The organism is Marinoscillum sp. 108, assembly GCF_902506655.1.
Classification (GTDB): Bacteria; Bacteroidota; Bacteroidia; order Cytophagales; family Cyclobacteriaceae; genus Marinoscillum; species Marinoscillum luteum.
Map to the genome: position 1 here is coordinate 1190975 of NZ_LR734808.1, position 21445 is coordinate 1212419.

A 21445-nucleotide genomic window follows, 5' to 3' on the forward strand; every position below is an offset into this window, starting at 1 on the left:
CGATCTATGGATAGAACAATTCTTTTGGATTTAACCAGCTATCGGATGCCATACGGCAAGTACAAAGGTGTGGCCATTTGCAATCTTCCCGAGCGTTATTTAATTTGGTTGAGATCAAAAGGCTTTCCCGAAGGGAAATTAGGAATGTTACTCAATACGATGTATGAAATAAAACTCAACGGACTGGAATATCTCCTCAAAGGTCTGAAAGATCCTTCACACCGCTCGTAACCTTTTAAATACGTTCTATCGAAAAGCTTTTTTAATACCGCCTTAGAAATTCAATATTTGCTGAAATTTTCACTAATTGAGTGCTGGATCTCAAAATGGTGCGAATTTTGTTAAGAAAAGGTCAAAAACGGTATATGAAGCGAATCAGCATTGGTATTTTATTCCTAATAGTCTCCTACCTGGCAGTAGCCCAGGAAAATGAGCAAACATCCCTCGGTGCTACAATAGATAAACTTAGCTACGACTGGGACCTGGAAGCTGACAACTTGAATAGCTATGACGGTCTCTCCAAATTCTGCTTAGACAAGGACTATCGAATAGGCGTGATCCAACTCCTCAACGACATTCACCATTATGACTCAGTCCTTTATGATCGGCTAACTAAGGCTTCTAGGTTTAATAAAGACAAGGAAATAGACAAAACATTGAAGGAAATATCCAAGTTTGAAGAAGGTTATAGCTTGAAGGACTTTATTCATTTTCTACATGAAGAATGCACAACCAGAAGTGACATTGAGAAACACTCAGCCGAATCGAGAAACGATATAGGATCGAATTCTTATGATGGTCAGGTTTACATTGTAGAAACTGAACTTAACAAATTCATCAAACACATCACGAAAAGAGTGGATCATATCAGGGAACATGTACATCATTTACACATCAAATAGATTTTGATCCATACCCATGAACTAAGAAACTCATTCCAGAATAACCGGAGGCATCTAAGTGTTGACCAGTCATAAAGTAGGATAAATGGGTTTTGAAAACTTGGGTTTCGGGTATAAGGCATTTCACTTTTTCTACCGGAGAATATAACAGACAATTTAAAGTTCAAGTTGTAGTTGCGCTGAGCGATACTTGATTCAGAAGGTATTATCACAATAGTCAGACTTGAGTCGACTAATTTCAGGACGTGACAATATTTTAAACAAAAAGGCCCGGTGGTTTTACCACCGGGCCTTTCTGTTTCCAATCGATCTATTCTTATCTCCTGATCATTACTCTTTGTGGGGCCCATTTCTCCTGATCGTTGAAGAAGTGAATCAGGTAAATACCACTTGGCAACTCCTTAGAGGCAATTTCGATTTCAAGCTCTCCTGATTTCACTGCTCCGGTTATCACCTCTCGACCCACCTGATCGTAGAGAATCCAGTCCATATCATTGAGTGGTGCGGTCTCAAACTGCACCTTAAAGACCTTATCCGCCGGGTTAGGATACACCGCGAAATTGTGAATGTCCTCCAGTCTGTTATCAAGTCCTGTTAATAATGGCACCACTTTTCCTGCTCCCGCATTCGTTCTCTCAGACGCCTGCAGAATCAACTTGTTAAGTTCATTCGCTGTAGAACCACCTACGTTATCAACCTGAACAAAAACCACAACACTCAATTCATTCACATCGTACACGTTGGAAATATCCCAGCTTACACTCACGGATTCCTGACCGTTGAAGAATACACTCTGGCCGTCAGTAACTGCTCCCGAATATGTCAATCCTGCTGAACTCGGAAGCATTTTTCTAAGCACATTATAAAGTGGCTGGCCTCCATTCGCGGCAATGACTTCCGGATCTGTAATCTGTTTTTCAATCACAGCAAATCTGAAGGACACTTCACTCTTCGCAGGCAGGTCAATTTTTGAAATAAACGATGCGGTAATAACCAACTCGTCAGATTCTCCACCGATGATGATGTCTCCTATTTCAAACAGCGCTCCCTCCAAGGCTCTGGCTTTGTAACTATTTAGACTCCAACCAACAACATCTGTGTCACTTGTTTTCTTACCCGACAGCAAACTTTTTGGTCGACTATCTATTCCATAAAAGTTAGATCTTGCCCCTGGGTCTGATTGATTTCGCTGGCTCACTTCATCCTCTTCTCCCTGGAAGTAGTTAATCCAGATAGCGTCACTGCTAATCTCTGAATCAATACGGGTCTTGATCTCAGCACTCACATCCTGACTGGACTCTCCCAAATCTGAGAATTGTTCAATCAAGATAAATTTATCCTTGTTGTAGATTCTAAAATTATCGAAAGCAAAACCATGTAGCACATTATTATTATTATCCACTTTATCACCCGCAGTGGAGCCCATGGCAATTCGGAATCTCACTTCGGCAAAACTTGACGGTAATTTGTGAGCAGAAAACTTCCAAGCTGAAGTGGTTGTCCATCCGTCAGACCTGGAATTGAAGGTTACCAACCCAGGAGCACCACTTAATTCCTCACTGTTATACCACTCCAAACCAGATGCAGAATTGGTATTTCGAGTATAATCACCGAGCAAAATCCATGTAAGTCCATCATCGGTAGAATACTGAACCACCACACCATCTGTGAAGGTAAGTTCTCGAGCATGATCAAAACCAATGGTAGGCTGAATCATATTAGATAGGTCATACGCAGGAGAGTAAACCCAGGCATCTTCATCAGAAGCATATGCTGAGTTCAATCCAGTTGCCCAATAATTAGTAGAATTAATTCCACTCTGATCCGCAGGACTCGCATAGTTCACACTTTCCTCAGTACCTAATTCCCAGACAGGGCTTGAGCGGGTTCCAAAACCATCCACTGTGGTACTATCTGCATACCACCCCGAAGTTCCATTTTCAAAGTCATAGGTAATGTCCTCAGTCACCACGACCCTATCCAAAATAGTGATAGACCGGGTAATAGAAGCCACGCAACCAGAGGTAGATTGATAAAACAAATCCAACTCATAAGTACCTGATTCCTGGAAAGTGAACTCCCCAACCGCGATGGAGTTTCTGTTTTGAATTTCAATGTCAGTTACAGTTACTACTTCACCCAAGGCCGGAATGGACAGCTCAATCAAAGCAATATCATAGTTATTACTTTGAGTAGGGTTATTATCTCCAAACACGAAAGTGGTCGTATTCCCTTCTGTAATTCCATCCCATCTCATTTTCGGCTGTGGAGTTGTACCTATTTCTGTTGTATTTGAAGCTGATTCAACGCACCCTGTCAGGCCAGCCGGCGCATTGTTGTCAGTAACTTTCACCTCAAAGTAATTATCCCCTGCTGCCAGTCCGTCGGCGCCTACAGATTTAGGATCAAACTCAATTCGTCTTGTCCTGACACCTACATCAGTCTGGGTTGATGTTTCAATCTCAATAGCCTGAGCAGCTGTTCTTCCAGCAGACCAAACAAAAGAAGCCTGGCTAACATCAAGGTTGTCCAGAGTTACTTCCAAAATAATATTTTGTTCGTCGCAAGCCTGAATCACATCGATTCTTTGATTATTCGCCAGTGTAGATACTACCGGTACAGGAGCCACAGTGAGGGTAATTGGCGTAGGGTCACTTATGCACCCTGCAAAAGATTCTCCCACTACGATATTCGTTATTTGTCTGACATAAATAGTTGTATCACCAACAAACCCCTCCAGATTCACAGAAAATTGCCCCCCAAGTACGGGGTTTGTCAAAGTAGTTTGCTGTACTTCAACATCATCCTCATTGTACCATTTAAATACGGTCTCACCTGCTGTGGTCTCTACACCAGAGTAATTGATTATGGTAGACGTACTAGTTACATTCCTGTTACACTGAGGAGCCGGAGTATTGGCAATAGGTGCGGTCGGAACAGAATACAGCGTAACGCTAAACTTGGTATATGCACTCTCGCACCCTTCAAAATCGTCAACACCAGCAGCAATATCCTGAGTCTGACTTACCACAAATCTATATATACCATCATTGGCTCCAACCAAACCTAAATTTGAAGCTGTCGCCACCGATGATGTACCTGATGGAGTTTCTGTATAGAGTGGATTAAACGCATCATCAGGGAAACCATCATTATTGCTGTCTAAGTACCATTTAAAAGTAGAACCTGCCTCACCTGACACCTCAACATCATTGATTCCATCACCTTCACAATATACCATAGTAGCATCCACAATCGATGGCGCCAACGGTATATCATAGACATGAACAGTGAGGTATGCCATATCCGAAACTTCAGATTCACAACCAGGGAAAGTAGACCCATTAGGGGCTATATCATTCGTTTGAGCAATCAGGAAGTAATAAGTACCTTGAATCGCATTCGTAAGCAAAAGTGATTGAGCCGTAACCTGAACCTGTCCATCAGGATCAATATTCCCTCCAAATAGTGAAGTCCTTGAAGAAGCAATAGTACCTGCTCCATTCGAACTATAATAACCAAACGAAGCGTTCGCATTTGCCGTTATATCAAAACCTACACCTCCAAGATCACCTTCGCAGTAGCTTACCTCCAATTCTCTTACCCCGCTCTCATCAAAAGCAATGGTGCTCGGATCTGGGAATACGGTAACCATGATTTTCATAGGATCACTCTCGCAACCATAGAAGTCTGTTGATGAATTTTCGTTTTTGGTTTGAGTAACCCAATAGGTATAAGTTGCACTCACAGAATCATCAAAAACGCCCTGATCTTCCAGCTCATCCAAGGTAATCAACCGACCGTTAAACGCCTCAGCCACGAGCGGATCACCAGGTGCAGTACCGGTACCGTCATCCTTATACCAGGTATATTTTGAACCTGTAAGTCCCGGAGATTCCAACTGAATAAACTCTTCTTCCTCGCCGAAGCATAAGTAATAATTCAGTTCGTTATCCACAGCCGAAGCTTGTCTACTGGTGCTACCAGCCCCTCCTTTAAAATTACTATCAACCGGAGCTGCAGGAATCTGGTAAACACTGATGATGAATTTGCGCAGATCACTTTCACAACCCGTAAAAGGATAAGAATCGGAACCTACTGCATTGTCAAAATCTGTTCTTGATATGTAGAATGTATCTGAAGTCGCAGCTATAGGATCATAGCCTGTTGCACCCAGCAGGTCAAGCTCTGCAAGGTTCAAATTATTGCTTCCATCCAAATCAGAAGGGTCAAAAGTCGCCAGGGCTGTAGAAGCATCGCCATCATAGATCGTAAAATAGGTCTCTGTCAGATCCTCATTGTTAAGTCCACTATTAATTACAATGGTTTCAAGACTAGCAGAACTACCGCCTATCTCACAATATTCATAGAGATAACCAGAACTATTTACATTGCTCGCCTCTCCAAGTAAATTAACACTACCAAGATTTGTTTGATTGGTAGCTGTTGCCAAAATATTATCAACAATTGTTACTGGGCTTGGGACAGCATAAATCTCAACCACGACCTTTCTCAATGATGACTCACAACCTGAGAACGAAGTAGTATTGGCACCGGTAATCCCCACATGTGAGAGTTCAGAAATCCAAAAATTAACCGTGGTTCTCGAGTTAGGTATATTTCCTCCGAAGAATTCGTTTAAAACATTCAAAGTGGTATCATTGGCCCCAGTAAGATTTGCTGTTCCTACTTCATTGTTCCCATTCTCATCAAGATACCACTTAAAAAACTCGGTGGAGGCTCCTGTAGAGCTCACAACAACATCCTCAATACTCTGACCTCCACAATACTCAATGATATATTCTCCTGTTCCACTATCAAACGCCGAAATAGCATCAAGATCAGGATTAGAAGCCAAATCCAGGGTCGGAGCTTCAGCTACCGACAACACCCTAAACTCAAAGCGTCCGGTATCGGTAGTTGCTGCGACAGTCTGTGGCTTTGATATATACACAATCTGATAATAACCAGGATCAACGCTTGTCGGGTCGAAAGTATTAACAACACCCAAAGAGCCACTTGATGTTGAATCTGCCAATAACTCATATGGCGCAACTCCGTCTGAGCTTGAATAAAGCAGGTATCCATTGGTTATATACCCTGTAGAATCGACTCCTCCACTTCCAGTGTAAGTATAAATGCTTGCCTGAATTCTGAAATCACCATCATCGGCACAATAGAAATCATTGATTAGCTTTTGCCCCGTTACGGTATGGTCAAAAGTTACTGTCGGATTAGGATAGAGATAGACAAACGCCTCATCCTTTACAATCAACGCTCCATCAGACTCCTGACTCAAAACAGACACAAACTTCAATGTATCAACTTCACGGCTTGGAATCCCTGCAATTGAATCCAACGCTGATGGATCAAATATCCAATCTCCATCAACTACAGAAGTTGGAATGTTGGCAGTTGGGGAACCTGGCACATAGTTGATTAGCCTATTCACAATATTTCCATCTGCTTCACTTATCCCAACTTCTCCGTAACCAGTCAAAGAACTTCCATTTTCTATGTAATAAACCTCAAGGAAATAGAAATCATCATCAGGTCCATCAACCCCATTGATATCATACGTCGGATCGGAAACACCGTCAGAGCCGTATAGATAGATTTCTCCAGAGCCCATGACTTTTTGAAATGACAACTCTTGTCGATTCAGATCAAACACATTCTCAGTTTGATTAACCGTCATATAGATGGCATTAAAAGAAGCCGTAACTCCAGACACATTGTTTTCCCAACGATATTTTAGGGTATGTACTCCGGCACCAGCAGCAATAGGTGAGAATTTCACCGAACTCGTACCGCCTGAATTATAACTAAAGTTAGTAAGGCCATTTCCTGAAATCAATAAATCGTTCGTCGCAGGGTGACTTAAAGTAAGCGTGGTTCCGGTCACGTTGCTCTCAGCAAAAGTGGTCACATTGGCACTATTGGTGATATCATCCAAAAAGGCTATTGAATATTTTACTGAAGGCCCCTCGCTTGAAACACCATTTAACAGCCGTTTCGGTGATATAGAATGTAAACACTCCGTTATCATCCGTGCCCGCAAAATCTATCACTTCCTCTACCATGAAATCAGCCACAGTAGGTTGGATATTGGTAGTTACATTGGTGTATGGAGCTCCAACCGGGTCAAGCATGGTTTCATCCCTGTAGATGGTGATGGTACTCCCTGAAATAGCTGGCGTAATCACTACCGGAATCTCAGCAGAAGGGTCAGAAGCTCCTGACGTTCTGTACAGCGCCTTTTTATCTCCATTTACATCTCCGTCAGCAGTATTGGCCGCATTTTCCACCAAGGTCACCACCTCGGTCATGGTTAAATCAATGGTGATGGCACCAGAGGTTGGCGCCTGATTTTGTGACGGATCATATATTTCACCATTTGAATTAGTATAGGTCACAAGCAAGTCACCTTCGGCATTGGTAAGGTCAGCCACTGTGAGTACGATATACAAGTCACCAGCACTACCATCAGCCTGTCCACTAACTAAAAATGGCGTTCCATCTTCATCCACTACAGTGAAATCAGTCGGATTGGTACCATTGGTAAGGACTACTTCACTAAACTCCACCCTGATCTGCGTATTGCTGTTCTTGACAGCTGCCTGTAACGTTGGCGCTGTATTGTCAATAGTGAAAGTATTTGAAATAGCATTGGCCGACAGCTGATTACCAGCATTGTCAGTAAACGCACTGGCCGTTAGGGTAATACCCAAAGTGCCATCACCTGCTACATTGGAAACTGTGAGAGTGAAGTCACTGTAAGCTACATCGGTGGTCAGACTCACATTAGCTCCAAACCCACTTGCTAAACCTGACGTTCCCGAACCACCAACGGTAGCTCCTCCCAAATTCAACGTAATATCGCTCAAATCAAGGTCTGTTATTCCCTCGCTAAACGCAAGATCAAAACTTACACTCGAAGCATTGGTCCCATTCACAGTGCCATTGGCTGCTAAAGGAGCATTTCTGGTAATCACAACGGTCGGGCGTGTGTTATCTACAATCACCGTATTATCTCCTCCTGTCAAATCCGTGTTATCCAAAGGTGCAGCTATAGGATTACCCGCTGCATCGGTAAAGCTCAAACTAAAATTAACTGCCCCATCCGTATCCAAGGCATCTACCACATAGGTCATTGTATAATTTGTCGGATCTATCTGATTAACTGTCACCGAATTATCGATGGCATCTCCACCACTCGTAAAACTCACAGTAGGAAGCCCTGAAAGTGGATTATCAACAGTCAAACTCAGAGTGATCACATTACCTGTCACCGCACTATCCAGGCTTGTGGAATTATTCGATGCGATAGTTAAAGCAGTGGCTTGCGGCGCAGTGTTATCAATTGTAAAGGCATCAGATGGACCTTCATCTGCCACCAGCGCATTTCCGGAAACATCGGTGATAGGACTCGCTCCTGCATTTTTTATCGTAATGGTGATATCTCCATCTCCACTTACACTGGTCAGGTTCAAAGTGAAATTCTGATTGTCTCCATCATTGACCAGATTGGAGCCCCCAACTGTTGCCGCGTTCGTTATCGTGATATCATCAGCTATAGTGAAATTGCCAACTAGGATCGGTTCACTGAAGGCTATGTCGAAACTAACAGCATTGTCATTCGTTCCTGTGAATGAACCACTCGATACTGCGTTGCGGGTGATGACCACCGTGGGTAAAGTATTGTCAATTGTGAAAGTATTTGAAACAGCATTGGCTGACATCTGATTGCCAGCATGGTCAGTAAACGCACTGGCCGTCAGCGTGATCCCCAAAGTACCGTTACCTGCTACATTGGAAACTGTGAGAGTGAAGTCACTGTAAGCTACATCGGTGGTCAGACTCACATTAGCTCCAAACCCACTTGCTAAACCTGACGTTCCCGAACCACCAACGGTAGCTCCTCCCAAATTCAACGTAATATCGCTCAAATCAAGGTCTGTTATTCCCTCGCTAAACGCAAGATCAAAACTTACACTCGAAGCATTGGTCCCATTCACAGTGCCATTGGCTGCTAAAGGAGCATTTCTGGTAATCACAACGGTCGGGCGTGTGTTATCTACAATCACCGTATTATCTCCTCCTGTCAAATCCGTGTTATCCAAAGGTGCAGCTATAGGATTACCCGCTGCATCGGTAAAGCTCAAACTAAAATTAACTGCCCCATCCGTATCCAAGGCATCTACCACATAGGTCATTGTATAATTTGTCGGATCTATCTGATTAACTGTCACCGAATTATCGATGGCATCTCCACCACTCGTAAAACTCACAGTAGGAAGCCCTGAAAGTGGATTATCAACAGTCAAACTCAGAGTGATCACATTACCTGTCACCGCACTATCCAGGCTTGTGGAATTATTCGATGCGATAGTTAAAGCAGTGGCTTGCGGCGCAGTGTTATCAATTGTAAAGGCATCAGATGGACCTTCATCTGTAGGCATGGTATTCCCAGAAACATCCGTAATTGGGCTCGAACCAGCATTTTTTATCGTAATTGTGATATCTCCATCACTACTTATTGTCGTCAGGTTCAAAGTGAAATTCTGATTATCCCCATCATTAACCAAGTTGGAACCTCCTACTGTCGCTGCACTTGTTATCGTGATATCATCAGCTATGGTGAAATTGCCGGCGATGATCGGTTCGCTGAAAGCTATGTCGAAGCTGACAGCATCGTCATTCGTTCTAGTGGGCGACCCACTCGATACTGCATTGCGAGTGATAACCGCCGTAACTGAATCCAAATCGGAAATAATACTAAACTGAGCAGCAGCACTATTAGCATTGCCAGCAGTATCCGTGCAAACGGAAGCGTTAATATCCACTGTCAATTCATTCGTTCCCGATAAGCCGGTAACATTAAAAGTGAATACCGGATTGGCTGTATTATCAAAGGCGGAAACACTACCTACACTTAGTGTTATATCTGAATCATCAAAATTTAAGACCTTCTCAACGAATGTCACCGTAAATGGAATAGAAGTAAGGTTCGTTGAATCCGATTCCGGCGATGAGATAACTGCCGTCGGAGCAGTATAATCAATATAGACATTCAGGGAATCCGATATCGTATTGGAATTGCTATTAGCATCTGTCACCGTGATCGGAATCTGATGAAAGCTCCCTGGAGTTTCATCCATATTGTTCACTGTAGTGGTAGTGAAGGTGTACGTATTGTTACCATTGTCTGTCAACAACTGGTTGGTAGCAAAAGAACCATTCAGGTTTGACAAATCGGCCCTCACTTTCAGTCCGGTTTCACCAAGGTCCGCATATATATAAATCCTATCACCAGATTTGAATAAACTATCTATTACAGTATTCGCAGTTGCCTCTCTGGTATTTAACTCCAAAAAGTAGGGAGTCGCTTTATCTGTGATATTTGATACAGCAATTGGCGAAATAGCCACCCCAAGCGTATCATGAATCAAGCCGAAACTAGGATCAGCATACTTAAACTGGATAACACCTGTACCCTCAACCATGGAAGGAGTGAAAATCAGTGTGGCATATTCATCATCTGTCACATTGGTTACCACACCATTCGTAATGTTGTGTACTGATGTACTAAATATGGATGCAGAATCAGCTGTCACAAAACTATCATCAGAAAAAGTGAAGTTCTTAATAGATGGCAGTACAAAGTCAGAATCCTTCACAGGCTCTGAGAACCTAAACTCTACTGTTTCCACATTTCCATCGACATTCACACTATCCAGAGATACTGCAGAAAGAATTGTGGGTGAAGCCTTATCTACCACTTCTATTCCCGTTGTATCCTTAAACAAATTTTGATTAGCGGATTGATCGGTAATATCTCCAAGGGAATTTACATAACTCAATTTATACTGACCTGTTCCCACCGTATTTACAGGTGTCCACCTAAGTCTGATGTATTTGTCATTAGCAACATTAGTGGTCACACCCGTCAAAGAATCCACTCGTGAAGAGAATTGCACAATCTTATCTGAGGTCACAAAATTGTCAGATGAAACCGTAAAATCATTGATGACATCAAGGAAATCCAAATCCTGAATTCTTTCAGAAAACTCTACTTCAATAGCATCTGAATACCCGTCGGCATTCAAATCTAGGGAGATCAAATTAGCTATAGTTGGAGCTGCAAAGTCCTGGGTACTGGTAAAATTCTGCACCCCCACTGTCACAACCGAGCCAGATGCAGCATCATTTATGAAACCTGCATTGAGGGTAATATCAGGTATAGAATCGGTATCATAAAAAGCGGACTCCGTCAAATCAAGTTTAATGCTATCTCCTCCGATTAAGGTTGCCCCTGTGATGGATCGAATGGGATCACTCAGTGAAAATCCTCCAAACCCTCCCGGATCATCAATATCCTCTGAAAATCTCACATATATGGCATCAAGATGTCCGTTACTATTTTCATCTGCTGTGTAGGCAGAATGGATGATCGCAGCAGCAGAATCTAAAACTGATATGGCTAGGTCTGTAAGAAGTAAATTGCTTGCAGTATCTGCTAAAAAACCATTATTCGTATAGGTAACAGTCAAGGTATCTGTGGCAGTTCCAGCGATATTTACAGAAAAGGTGAGGAATTTATCATTGTACAGCCCAGGGTCGTATGCATTTTGAATCAATCCGGAGGCCACTGTATCTATTGGATTGTAACCCCCAATAATGAAATCTGCAAATTTCACGGAATCGTCTACTATGGGCTCGCTGAACTCAAATACAAACTCATCCAAGTAACCATTCTCGTCAGTATCATAAGCCACTGTCTGAACGATAGTGGGAGCAAATTTATCAGGAAAGCTTACAAACAAAGTATCTGCTTGTGGGAACTCGATTCCTGTGGTGGTTCCGTAAATCTTAAAATTAGAGGCATCACCATCATCGTAGGCAAATATTTTCAAAGTTTCGTCTCCTGAAAATGCCCCGGTATAACTACCCAGATTAAATCGAACTCTGTCATATCCTTCATAAAGACTATTACTATTATCTCCATCCAGAACTGCCCCCGCAAAATCGGTCATAGTTGTAACAGTATCGGTATCGAACGATATGCTACCATCAGGATCAATGAATCGAAACCATATCTCTTCATTAGCTGTCAAATCATCCGTATATAGACGAATTTCCTTATCATTATTATCGCTGGAATTTGATTCTCTATCTACATCATCAGTAAACCAGAAAAAGACCGCCCCATCGGGGCCATTGGTCACTGAAGTTAAAACCACTGAATCCTTTAAGAAACCTAAACCCAATACGTTGGCCATCTGCACAAAAGCTGTGGAATCGTACAGATAACTGGGGTAGTTATCAAAAATAGATGTTTGTGACTGAGCAAAAATCCTTACCCCTTCGTTCCCATTGGCAGAACCGGATTGAGTCAAAGAAAACCTCACAGTATCTTCAGGAGCAGAGAGCAATGCATCATTTATGTCCGTAATGTTGGATCCAAATGTTATATCTGTCGCTGTTCCAGAACCAAATGCATTCACATCAAACTCAAGATCAAAATCTCCCAAGCTTGGAGAACCGCCTGTCCCTGAACCAGAAATCAACTCAGAAAAAACAACATCAATGTAAGAGTTTACAGCAGGTGATCGAGATTCGCTCAAGATTTGCGGCGCAGCCCTATCCTCAATTGAGAAGGATGTAATATCCAAAAGAATATTCAGTCCGGTGCTGTCATAAATGGCAGCCCCACTACTGTAATCCAGGAGCAGATCGCCAGTACCCAAATCTGTATCTTCAGGGCTGATTAGTAAAGTATAGAATCGATCTCCAAATACATTGGTACCTGAAATTGAATCCACTAAATTTTCAAAGTCATTAATAGCAACAGAGGTCCCACGTCTGGAGTCACTTACTACCCAGTCAGCCAAATTAGCCTTCAAGATAACCGTATCAACGGGTTCTGAAAATTCAAGTTCGATTGACTCGACCACTCCGGTGGAATCTTTATCAAGTGAAATAGCAAAAACAAGTACGGGTGCTGCCGCATCTGTAGGGGTAAATGGGGTATTGAAGTTATTGTAGCCATTACCTGAGGCATCCAACAGGTTCGCACTTCCTGAATAATCAATCGTAGGAACACTGTCTGTATTGTAAATACCTACCTCATTGAACGTAAACACCGCTACGCTATCCACTCCACTTGATACTGCTGTGAGTGTTCGACCACTAAACGTAGCTCCCAGCACAAAATCCATCGTGCCATCCGCGCCATTCACGATCGGCTCACTGAAGTATACCGAAATCGAATCAAGCTGACCATTCCCGTCATTGTCGTGGGTATAGGCTGCGGACTCTTCAGCCATCGAAGGGCTTCCTTCAGGTAAGTACACCGTAGTGGCTTATGATGCCAACGATCCTTACAATGGATGTAAGTCTGTCGCTACATACACACTCAAAGAAGACAATCCGGTTTATCAGATCAAACTCGCAGACATAGTCACCAAAGACAATGACAACTGTACAGGTACGACCAACGGATACATCGCCATCAGAGAAATCTATGTAGATGGAGTCGCTGTAGATCTCGCTACCAATGGGACTGATTATACCTTCACCTGGTCAGGAAACACTACCGCTGGGGATGGTACACTCGAAACCGTCAATGCTGTAGGTGACAGCATCGGTACGGTAGGCGCTGGTACTTATACCGTATTCGTTACCAACACTTCGGCTGGTGGTAATGCTTGTTCTTCGGCTTCTGTTTCGGTAACCATTGCTGATGATACTGAGAATCCACTTATCGAACTGGTAACCCTATCCGATGATACCTTCTGTGACCCTACTGCTGATACCGGAGATGGACAGCTTGAAGTGAAAATCACAGGTACTCCGGGAATCGATGTGACTGAATACCTCTTCAGATGGTGGGCTGGTACCGATACCACTATCGCAGCTATGGAGATCACAAACGCTGCCAACTTCGGTGGTACCATCGATGTGACTGCTGCGGACTCTTCAGCCATCGAAGGGCTTCCTTCAGGTAAGTACACCGTAGTGGCTTATGATGCCAACGATCCTTACAATGGATGTAAGTCTGTCGCTACATACACACTCAAAGAAGACAATCCGGTCTATCAGATCAAACGCGTTGATATCATCACCACTGATGATACCAACTGTGATAATAACAATGCCAATGGAACTATCAATATTACCAGAATATTCAAGGATGGCATTGCTGTTGACCTGAGTGTAAGTGGAGGAGATTATGCCTTCACCTGGACAGGACTCAATGCTGGAGCTAATCCATTCACTGTGAATTCCGTTAATGACAATGTGTCCGATGTGCTTCCTGGTACCTATACCGTATATGTAGAAAACCTGGTGGACAACCTCTGTCGTTCGCAGGCCGTCAATGTAACTGTTGGTCAGGATGGAATAGAGCCTACGTTCGACACTCCTGTGGTCACTGAGGATACGTACTGTACTGGTGGAAATGGGTCTGTCACGCTGGCTATCCTGGCACCTGATACAGACGAAGCAAATTATGACTTTAGCTGGTATGAAGGAACTGGTACTGCTGGTACATTCAGAGGTGATCTGAGTGGAGTGGGCAACTTCTCAGCTACCAACCTCAACGCTGGATTCTATACCATTGTGGTGACTGCTCAGGCTACGGCATCCGAAGGAACCGGATGTACAGATATGATTGTAGTAGAAGTTGAAGATAACCCTGATGTGATCAAAATTGCTGCCAATCAAATTGTAGGAACTCCTATCACTGATTGTAGTCCACACAATGGACAAGTGGTTGTCAACAACGTCACCCTGAATGGGGCATTAGTTGGAACAGCAGGTTACACCTTTACCTTATATGAAAGCGATGGTGTCACTCCAAGTGCTTCCACATTTACCGGAGCCAGCACCTCTGCTAACCTATCTCCTGGCACCTATTTCGTGTCAGCCAATGACGCTGTAACAGGTTGTACTACGCCGCTCAGAAGTGTAATCATTGATTATGATACAGAGCAACCTACTTTGAGTATAGCTCTGGATAGGTTGAATTCTTCTTGCGATGTGGCCAATGCTGACGGACAGTTGACGCTCTCAATTACCGGAGCTGATATGGATGCCAACTATACCATAGACTGGTATCTTGGTACCGTTTCTAATCCAGGAAGTGCAGAACTATTAGCCGATGGAGTTCCATCAGCAGGTGGATTCACTCCTTCAATTACCATTTCTGGCACCACCCCTCCTACTTCTACGATCAGTGGGTTGGCTACTGCCAGGTATTTTGCGAGAGTGACGGACACCACTAATCCGAATGCTAATTGTAATAATGTAATTGCTAAATCCGTATTGCAAGACTCCACATTTGCCATCAGCATGACACTGACTGCCAGTAGCCAGACCAACTGTACTGCGAACGGAGAGGTAGTGATCAACAGCATTACATTGACTACTCAGGATGGTCCTACATCTGTCTCTGGTGAAGCAGTGGATGGTGGAGTAGCTAACCTGATCGGAACATATGATCTGCAACTGCTAAACGCAAACCAACAACTGATCACAGCTGTAACTACAGATGCGGATCTGCAAGGTCTGAGTGAGGGTAACTACTTCATCAATGCTACACATCAGGTGTATGACTGTGAGTCAAACAGCTTCCCATTCCAGATTGTGGAAGACATAGCTTATCCCGAAGCATCTGTGACTACCATAGAGCCTAATACAAGTTGTACTTCTACAGGTGTTGGTTCTATTGAGATTACGTTACTGACCGACGGGGTGGCCAACGCTTATACCGTGGACTGGAGAAATGGAAGTTTGCCAACCTCTCCTGCTGTAACCCCAGCAGAAGGAACAGCTTCTTCATCAGCCAACACCTTTACCTTAAGCGGCCTTTCTGCAGGAAACTATACGGCGGTAATCTCGGATGCTACTTCCGGATGCTCTGTTAATTTCACTTATGAGGTACTTGAGAATTTAAGCTACCCAACCATCAATATTCCAGATGGACAGGTCACTCACAATACACTATGTGGGGCCGGAAACGGAGCGATTACGATAGATGATAACGACATCACCTATCAGGGTGCTGCAGGCCTGGTTGCTGATTACGACTGGACGATTACCTCAAGTATTGGACAGGCTGGCTTCCCTCAGGCATTAAATGCTCCCGCGGCTATCAGTCTTTCAAATCTGTTACCAGATACCATCACCTTCCTGGCCACTCATAGGGTGACAGGATGTTCGAATGGATCTCTTGAGTTGATCATTCTGGATAAGAGCAGACTTCCAGAAATTGATTCACTGGTGATGATCCCTAATGCCAACTGTGATGGTGGAGGAATCGCGCAGGGATTGATTGAGATCAGAGAGATTGATGGAATAGCTCCTTCTGCTGGAAACTATGACTATCAGTGGTATGTGGGTACTTCTGCGAGTGCGGGCAATGAGGTGAGTGTGGTACTTGGAGAGTCCGATAGTACTGAACTTGTGCAGAACCTGCCAGATGATTTCTATACCGTAGAGATCACAAACAACAACACCGGATGTGTGTCTACACAAACGATCGAAGTTCAGAACGATCCCGATTATCCGATTATTATTTCTTACGAAGTGAACAAAAACCTGACTTGTTTCACTGTTGGAAATGGCTCTTTTGTCATTACCCAGATAAGATACCAAGGTACTGACCTGAGTATGGGTAACAGCGCAGATTCATTGACCATAGTAAGTGATTACACCCTGCTGCTATTCGCATCAGATGGAGTCACTCCGATGACCGATGGGGACCCTGCTACCACAATGAAACTTGATAGCTTAAGTGCAGGTACTTACTATGCTGCCATAAGGAAAAATGATTCTAATTGTGATTCTGAAAAAGTACAATTTGTGATAAAGGACAATCCTTTCTACCCTCAGATTCAAATCATCCAGGTAGAAGCGGACTCTACGTGTTCGGAAACAGGTACCACTCCAAACGGAATGCTATTGGCAATCCCGGACAATGCTAACGATCCGATTCATATTGATTCGTCATATACCTTTAACTGGTATGAAGTGGATCCAGGCACCAATGCCAGAATCACAGGAAGCATATCGTCCAACGACACACTCAGCGGACAATATCAGGGTAAGTTTGAAGTGGAAGTTGTGAATGTCAATGTTGGTTGTCTATCCAACGCCTACTTCACGCTGACCAATGAACCTGAAGAACTGAGGATTGTTGCTATTGATTCGGTGAGTATGACGGCTTGTTCGCCTTCCAATGCCTTCTTTGAGGTGACAATGATCAATATTGGCAATCTGACAGACTATACTTACTATTTCTATAATGGTGATCCTACCATTGGAAACCCGAATGACTCATTGATCTATAGTGGCCCTAGCCCGATCCTATCATTTAATGATACAGGATTTGATGTGGTGCCTGATGAATACTATGTGATTGCTATGAGTAACATTACCGGATGTAGTACAGATATCTATCAGATTGAGATAACGGATAAGACTACCAGACCAGGAATTACACTTGAAGCTTTCTCTCTTCAAACAAACTGTGACCCTGCTAATCCAAATGGATCACTCACAGTGAGTGCTAATGGCTCTCAGGATAACACATTGTACATTTTTGAGTGGACCAACTCTGCTGGTACCGTGGTAGAAGCTAACAATGCGACGGCTGATAGCCTGGCAGCGGACACTTATACCGTGACCATCACGGAGGTGGCAACCGGCTGTTCGGTTTCGGAAAACTACACGATGATTGATGATTATCCAGATCCGTTGAAACTATCAGTTACTTCTGAGGGTAATTCAAATTGTGTAAATCCTGATGGTAGACTGGCAGCCAAAGTGAATAACATCCCTGATGGCAAGTCGGCCTCTGATTATCAGTTCTACTGGTTTATTGGTGATCAAACCGCGGGTACTCCTGATCCTACACAAGCGGATTGGATCGGAACAGTATACTCAGGACTTGAGGCCGGTACCTATACTGTCTATGTAGTAGATGGAACAGACGCCTTCTGTACTTCTGTACCTCGGGCTGTTACAGTCGAAGACCTGCGAGATACTCCTGACTTTAGAGTGGACGTGATCAATGATGTGACCATTTGCTATCCTACATTGCCAAATGGTAGAGCCACTATCGGTTTCACAGAAGGCGAGCTATTCAGATATACTTTCCTTTGGTATGAAGGTGCCATCTCTGATACTACCGGACTCACTCCATTTGTCAGCAATAAGCAGAGTGTGGATTCACTAAGTATCGGAGTATATACTACGGCGGCTATTGACAAAATCACCGGATGTATAGGATATCAGCAATTCAACATCATGGATGCAACGGAAACCGTTGGACTCCCTACTTTGGTGAAGGTGTCTGACCGAACCAACTGTATCTACCCTGATGGACGTGCATTAGCCAGAGTAAATGGAAACACCGAAGGCTATACTTTCAACTGGTACGAACAGGGTAACCTGACAACTCCGGTATTTACGGGCAGCGATGTGTCTACCCTGGATACCACAACCTACCTGGTAGAGGCCATCAAAATCTCAACCGGATGTGTATCTGCGAGAGTTTCGGTGGAAATCCTGAATGGTATTGAAGATCCTGAATTCGAAGTATTCACCACGGGGTCCATCTGTTTGAGAACAGAAGACGGTGCAGCAAATCAGTTCAACGGAACGGCTGACATCTACTTTGAGGTATTCCATGAGATAGATACAATCTCCTGGATTAATCCTGATGGAATTTCAGTCTCTAGTGATGTGAAGTTGATTGGAGCTGAACCAGGCATCTGGAGCGTTTGGTTCAGATCTGACAATGGATGTGATTATACACGTGAATTTGAGATTACCGCTGCATTGAAAATCTACAATGGTATCTCATCCAATGGTGACGGAAAGAATGACTTTATGATCATTGATTGTATTGACTACTTCCCTAACAACAGGGTGAGTATCTATAACCGCGATGGTTCTCTGGTTTACGAAACCAAAGGGTATAATAACATCGACAGAAGATTTGATGGTACGAGTAATGTGGGCAGAAATGGATTGAAACTGCCGGTAGGTACTTACTTCTACTTCATTGATAAAGGCGATGGAACTGAAGTAGTGAATGGATATTTAGAGTTAGTTCGTTAATTTACACTGATGAGCATGAAAAAATACATAGCAGGCATTTTGTTCATATTGAGTGGGGTCATAGCATCTGCCCAGATGCGGGCCCTCACCTCTACTTACCCTTTTAATGGTTTATTGATCAACCCTGCTTATGCAGGCAGTCTCAATGTTTTTTCAGTCATAGCTGTACATCGAGAACAGTGGATCAACGTGGAGGGTGCACCGGTCTATCAGGCGCTTACGGCCCACTCCTCTTTCAATTCGAACAGAATTGGCGTGGGATTGCAAGCCACACGTGATCAGGTAGGTATTACGGAAAGTGTATCCGTGTATGGCAGCTATGCTTACAAAATCAAAATGAGTTTCGGGATTTTGGCCATGGGCCTGCAGGGAGGCTTTGACAGCCGGGCCTCTGATTTCAGTAAACTCTCTGTCTTTGATGAAGATGACCAGTTGCTCTCTGGTACTGTAAACCGCTTTACTCCAAATTTTGGGACCGGACTGTACTTTGCTAATCCGCATATGTACGTGGGATTCTCTGTACCCTATATTCTGGAAAACAGAACACTGGTGATTGATGAGAGTGATGCCGTAGCCGCCGATTCCAGAGAAAGCAGATATTATTACGCCACTGGTGGGGTGATCCTTCCTTTGACCGAATCTATTAAGCTATCTCCTTCCATCCTTTTGAGAGGACAGGAACAAAACAGATTTGCCTATGACATAACGGCAATGGTTATTTTTGACAATATCGCCTATGCCGGAATTAGTTACAGAAACTCTAATGACATCACCTTCATCGGTCAGTTAATTCTTAATGAAAACTTCCGTGTAGGGTATGCCTATGATGCTACCACCAGTGAGATCACTACAGAAACCAGCGGGTCACACGAGATTTTGGTCAACTACCGAATCAAACTAAGGAATTACAAAAAGGATCCTCAGTGTCCGGTTTATTTCTAGTGCTCGATTAGTTATTCCTCTTAGCTCCACTGAGATCCGTGAGAAGGGCATTGGTCAAGGAAAGCAGCAAGCTAAAAAGCAGTGCCCACCAAAAACCGGCCACCTCAAATCCGGGAATAATAGCATCAGCTATTAAGATAATTAAGGCGTTGATTACCAGGAGAAATAATCCCAAGGTGAAAACCGTCAGCGGAATGGTCAGCAAAATGAGAATTGGCTTGATGGTAAGGTTCAGTAGAGACAGCACCAGGGCCAGTATTACAGCGGCCAAAAATCCCTCCACATAAACACCGGGAAGCAAATGCGACACGATAATAACGGCCAATGCTGATAAAAGTAATCGGACAATAAAGTTCATAGCTTTTCTATTTGTTTGGTTAATGTAACGTTGAGGACTATACCTCGTATCGCTCCTTTAGAATATTCCAATGATGCGCCAGGTGGCCTCCGAGAATATATACCAAAGCTCTTACTGAGAAAATCACTTCGTTGGATTGCCCCGTGTACTTTGTTTGCTCTTCGGTTAGTGATTTGATTAATTCGATGTTTGCTGCCCTGAGTCCCATCAACTCTGCCCTCAGGGATGTGATACTCCTCGCTTCGAAAAACGAATTTTCCACATAAGTATTTTGGTCAAACCCAGGAATGGGGGTCTTATCCTGTCTGGAAAACCGAAGAATCCGATAAGCCATTACCCGCTCCGTATCTATTATATGACCCAATACCTGAGCCACGGTCCATTTCCCTTCATGGTAAGCAAAGCTCATTTTCTCCTTGGGTATCTTTTCGAGATACGTGGAGAAGGAGTCTGACTGATCTGACAAATATTCTATTACATCTTGATCTCCCACCAATTCAATATATCCTCGGTAGAAGTTGGCGTACTCTTCAGGTTTGGGTTTACCTATCTTATTCATTTTTGAACCAGTTTGCATATTTGATATAATTACCGGCAATCCTCAGCAGCATTTCCCGATTTTTACCTTCCACATCCTTTACCTTTCTGGCTGGCACTCCGGCATAGATACTGTTCTCTTCCACAATAGTGCCTTCCAGCACCACCGCTCCGGCTGCCACGATGGCTCCTGTCTTAATCACCGCTCCATCCATTACCATAGCGCCCATCCCAATAAGTACCTGATCCTGAACAGTACACCCATGCACGATGGCATTGTGCCCAATGGACACGTCACTCCCAATATTGGTAGGCGCTTTTTCAAAAGTACCATGAATCGTGACATTATCCTGAATATTGGTACGATCTCCTATTTTGATGTAGTTAACATCCCCACGGATGACTGCATTAAACCATACTGTACATTGCGCTCCCATGATCACTTCACCCACGATGGTTGCATTTTCGGCGAGCCAGCATTCCTTCCCTATTTCAGGAGTATAACCACGTACAGATTTTATCAAAGCCATAAATCATCTCTTTTTTAAACTTCCTAACTTGTCGGCTGTTAAGGTAA

Annotated in this window: 9 protein-coding genes; 4 read left to right on the forward strand and 5 right to left on the reverse strand. The window is 43.5% G+C overall.

Annotated features, from left to right (window positions below):
• Positions 1–6: 6 nt before the first annotated feature.
• Positions 7–231: a DUF3820 family protein gene (locus GV030_RS04920; RefSeq protein WP_159580357.1), complete on the forward strand. Its 225-nt coding sequence runs from the start codon at positions 7–9 to the stop codon at positions 229–231.
• A 134-nt stretch (positions 232–365) separates the two neighbouring features.
• Positions 366–902: a hypothetical protein gene (locus GV030_RS04925; RefSeq protein WP_159580359.1), complete on the forward strand. Its 537-nt coding sequence runs from the start codon at positions 366–368 to the stop codon at positions 900–902.
• A gap of 316 nt (positions 903–1218) precedes the next feature.
• Here the strand turns inward: GV030_RS04925 and GV030_RS04930 are convergent, their stop codons facing one another.
• Positions 1219–6858: a T9SS type A sorting domain-containing protein gene (locus tag GV030_RS04930; protein WP_159580361.1), complete on the reverse strand. Its 5640-nt coding sequence runs from the start codon at positions 6856–6858 to the stop codon at positions 1219–1221.
• Positions 6851–13258, reverse strand: coding sequence for an Ig-like domain-containing protein (locus GV030_RS04935; protein ID WP_159580363.1), 6408 nt, complete (start codon positions 13256–13258; stop codon positions 6851–6853). Before GV030_RS04935 ends, GV030_RS04930 begins: the two co-directional genes overlap by 8 nt.
• 4 nt (positions 13259–13262) lie before the next feature.
• Between GV030_RS04935 and GV030_RS04940 the strand changes: the two genes are divergently transcribed.
• Both GV030_RS04940 and GV030_RS04945 read left to right on the forward strand, forming a co-directional pair.
• Complete coding sequence (locus tag GV030_RS04940) at positions 13263–19031, forward strand: gliding motility-associated C-terminal domain-containing protein (protein WP_159580365.1); 5769 nt, start codon at positions 13263–13265, stop codon at positions 19029–19031.
• Positions 19032–19046: 15 nt separating this feature from the next.
• Positions 19047–19973, forward strand: a complete 927-nt coding sequence (locus tag GV030_RS04945) for a type IX secretion system membrane protein PorP/SprF (RefSeq protein WP_159580367.1) — start codon at positions 19047–19049, stop codon at positions 19971–19973.
• A 7-nt stretch (positions 19974–19980) separates the two neighbouring features.
• Here GV030_RS04945 and GV030_RS04950 read toward each other — a convergent pair whose 3' ends face one another.
• Genes GV030_RS04950 through GV030_RS04960 form a run of 3 tightly spaced genes read right to left on the reverse strand, consistent with a single transcriptional unit; the run spans position 19981 to position 21398 of the window.
• Positions 19981–20331 carry a phage holin family protein gene (locus GV030_RS04950; RefSeq protein ID WP_159580369.1) on the reverse strand — a complete coding sequence of 117 codons (351 nt, stop codon included), beginning with the start codon at positions 20329–20331 and terminating at the stop codon, positions 19981–19983.
• A 37-nt stretch (positions 20332–20368) separates the two neighbouring features.
• Entirely contained in the window at positions 20369–20890 is a 522-nt protein-coding gene (locus GV030_RS04955) for a DinB family protein (protein WP_159580371.1), read from the reverse strand.
• A complete protein-coding gene (locus GV030_RS04960) occupies positions 20883–21398 on the reverse strand; it encodes a gamma carbonic anhydrase family protein (protein ID WP_159580373.1) in 516 nt (171 codons plus the stop codon). The genes GV030_RS04955 and GV030_RS04960 overlap by 8 nt, the downstream gene beginning before the upstream one ends.
• Between the last annotated feature and the right edge of the window lie 47 nt (positions 21399–21445).

What these genes read in the sequence shown, in the direction of transcription:
- GV030_RS04920 (WP_159580357.1), top strand. Translation starts at nt 7, where the DNA reads ATGGATAGAACAATTCTTTTGGATTTAACCAGCTATCGGATGCCATAC.
- GV030_RS04925 (WP_159580359.1), top strand. Translation starts at nt 366, where the DNA reads ATGAAGCGAATCAGCATTGGTATTTTATTCCTAATAGTCTCCTACCTG.
- GV030_RS04945 (WP_159580367.1), top strand. Translation starts at nt 19,047, where the DNA reads ATGAAAAAATACATAGCAGGCATTTTGTTCATATTGAGTGGGGTCATA.
- GV030_RS04950 (WP_159580369.1), bottom strand. Translation starts at nt 20,331, where the DNA reads ATGAACTTTATTGTCCGATTACTTTTATCAGCATTGGCCGTTATTATC.
- GV030_RS04955 (WP_159580371.1), bottom strand. Translation starts at nt 20,890, where the DNA reads ATGAATAAGATAGGTAAACCCAAACCTGAAGAGTACGCCAACTTCTAC.
- GV030_RS04960 (WP_159580373.1), bottom strand. Translation starts at nt 21,398, where the DNA reads ATGGCTTTGATAAAATCTGTACGTGGTTATACTCCTGAAATAGGGAAG.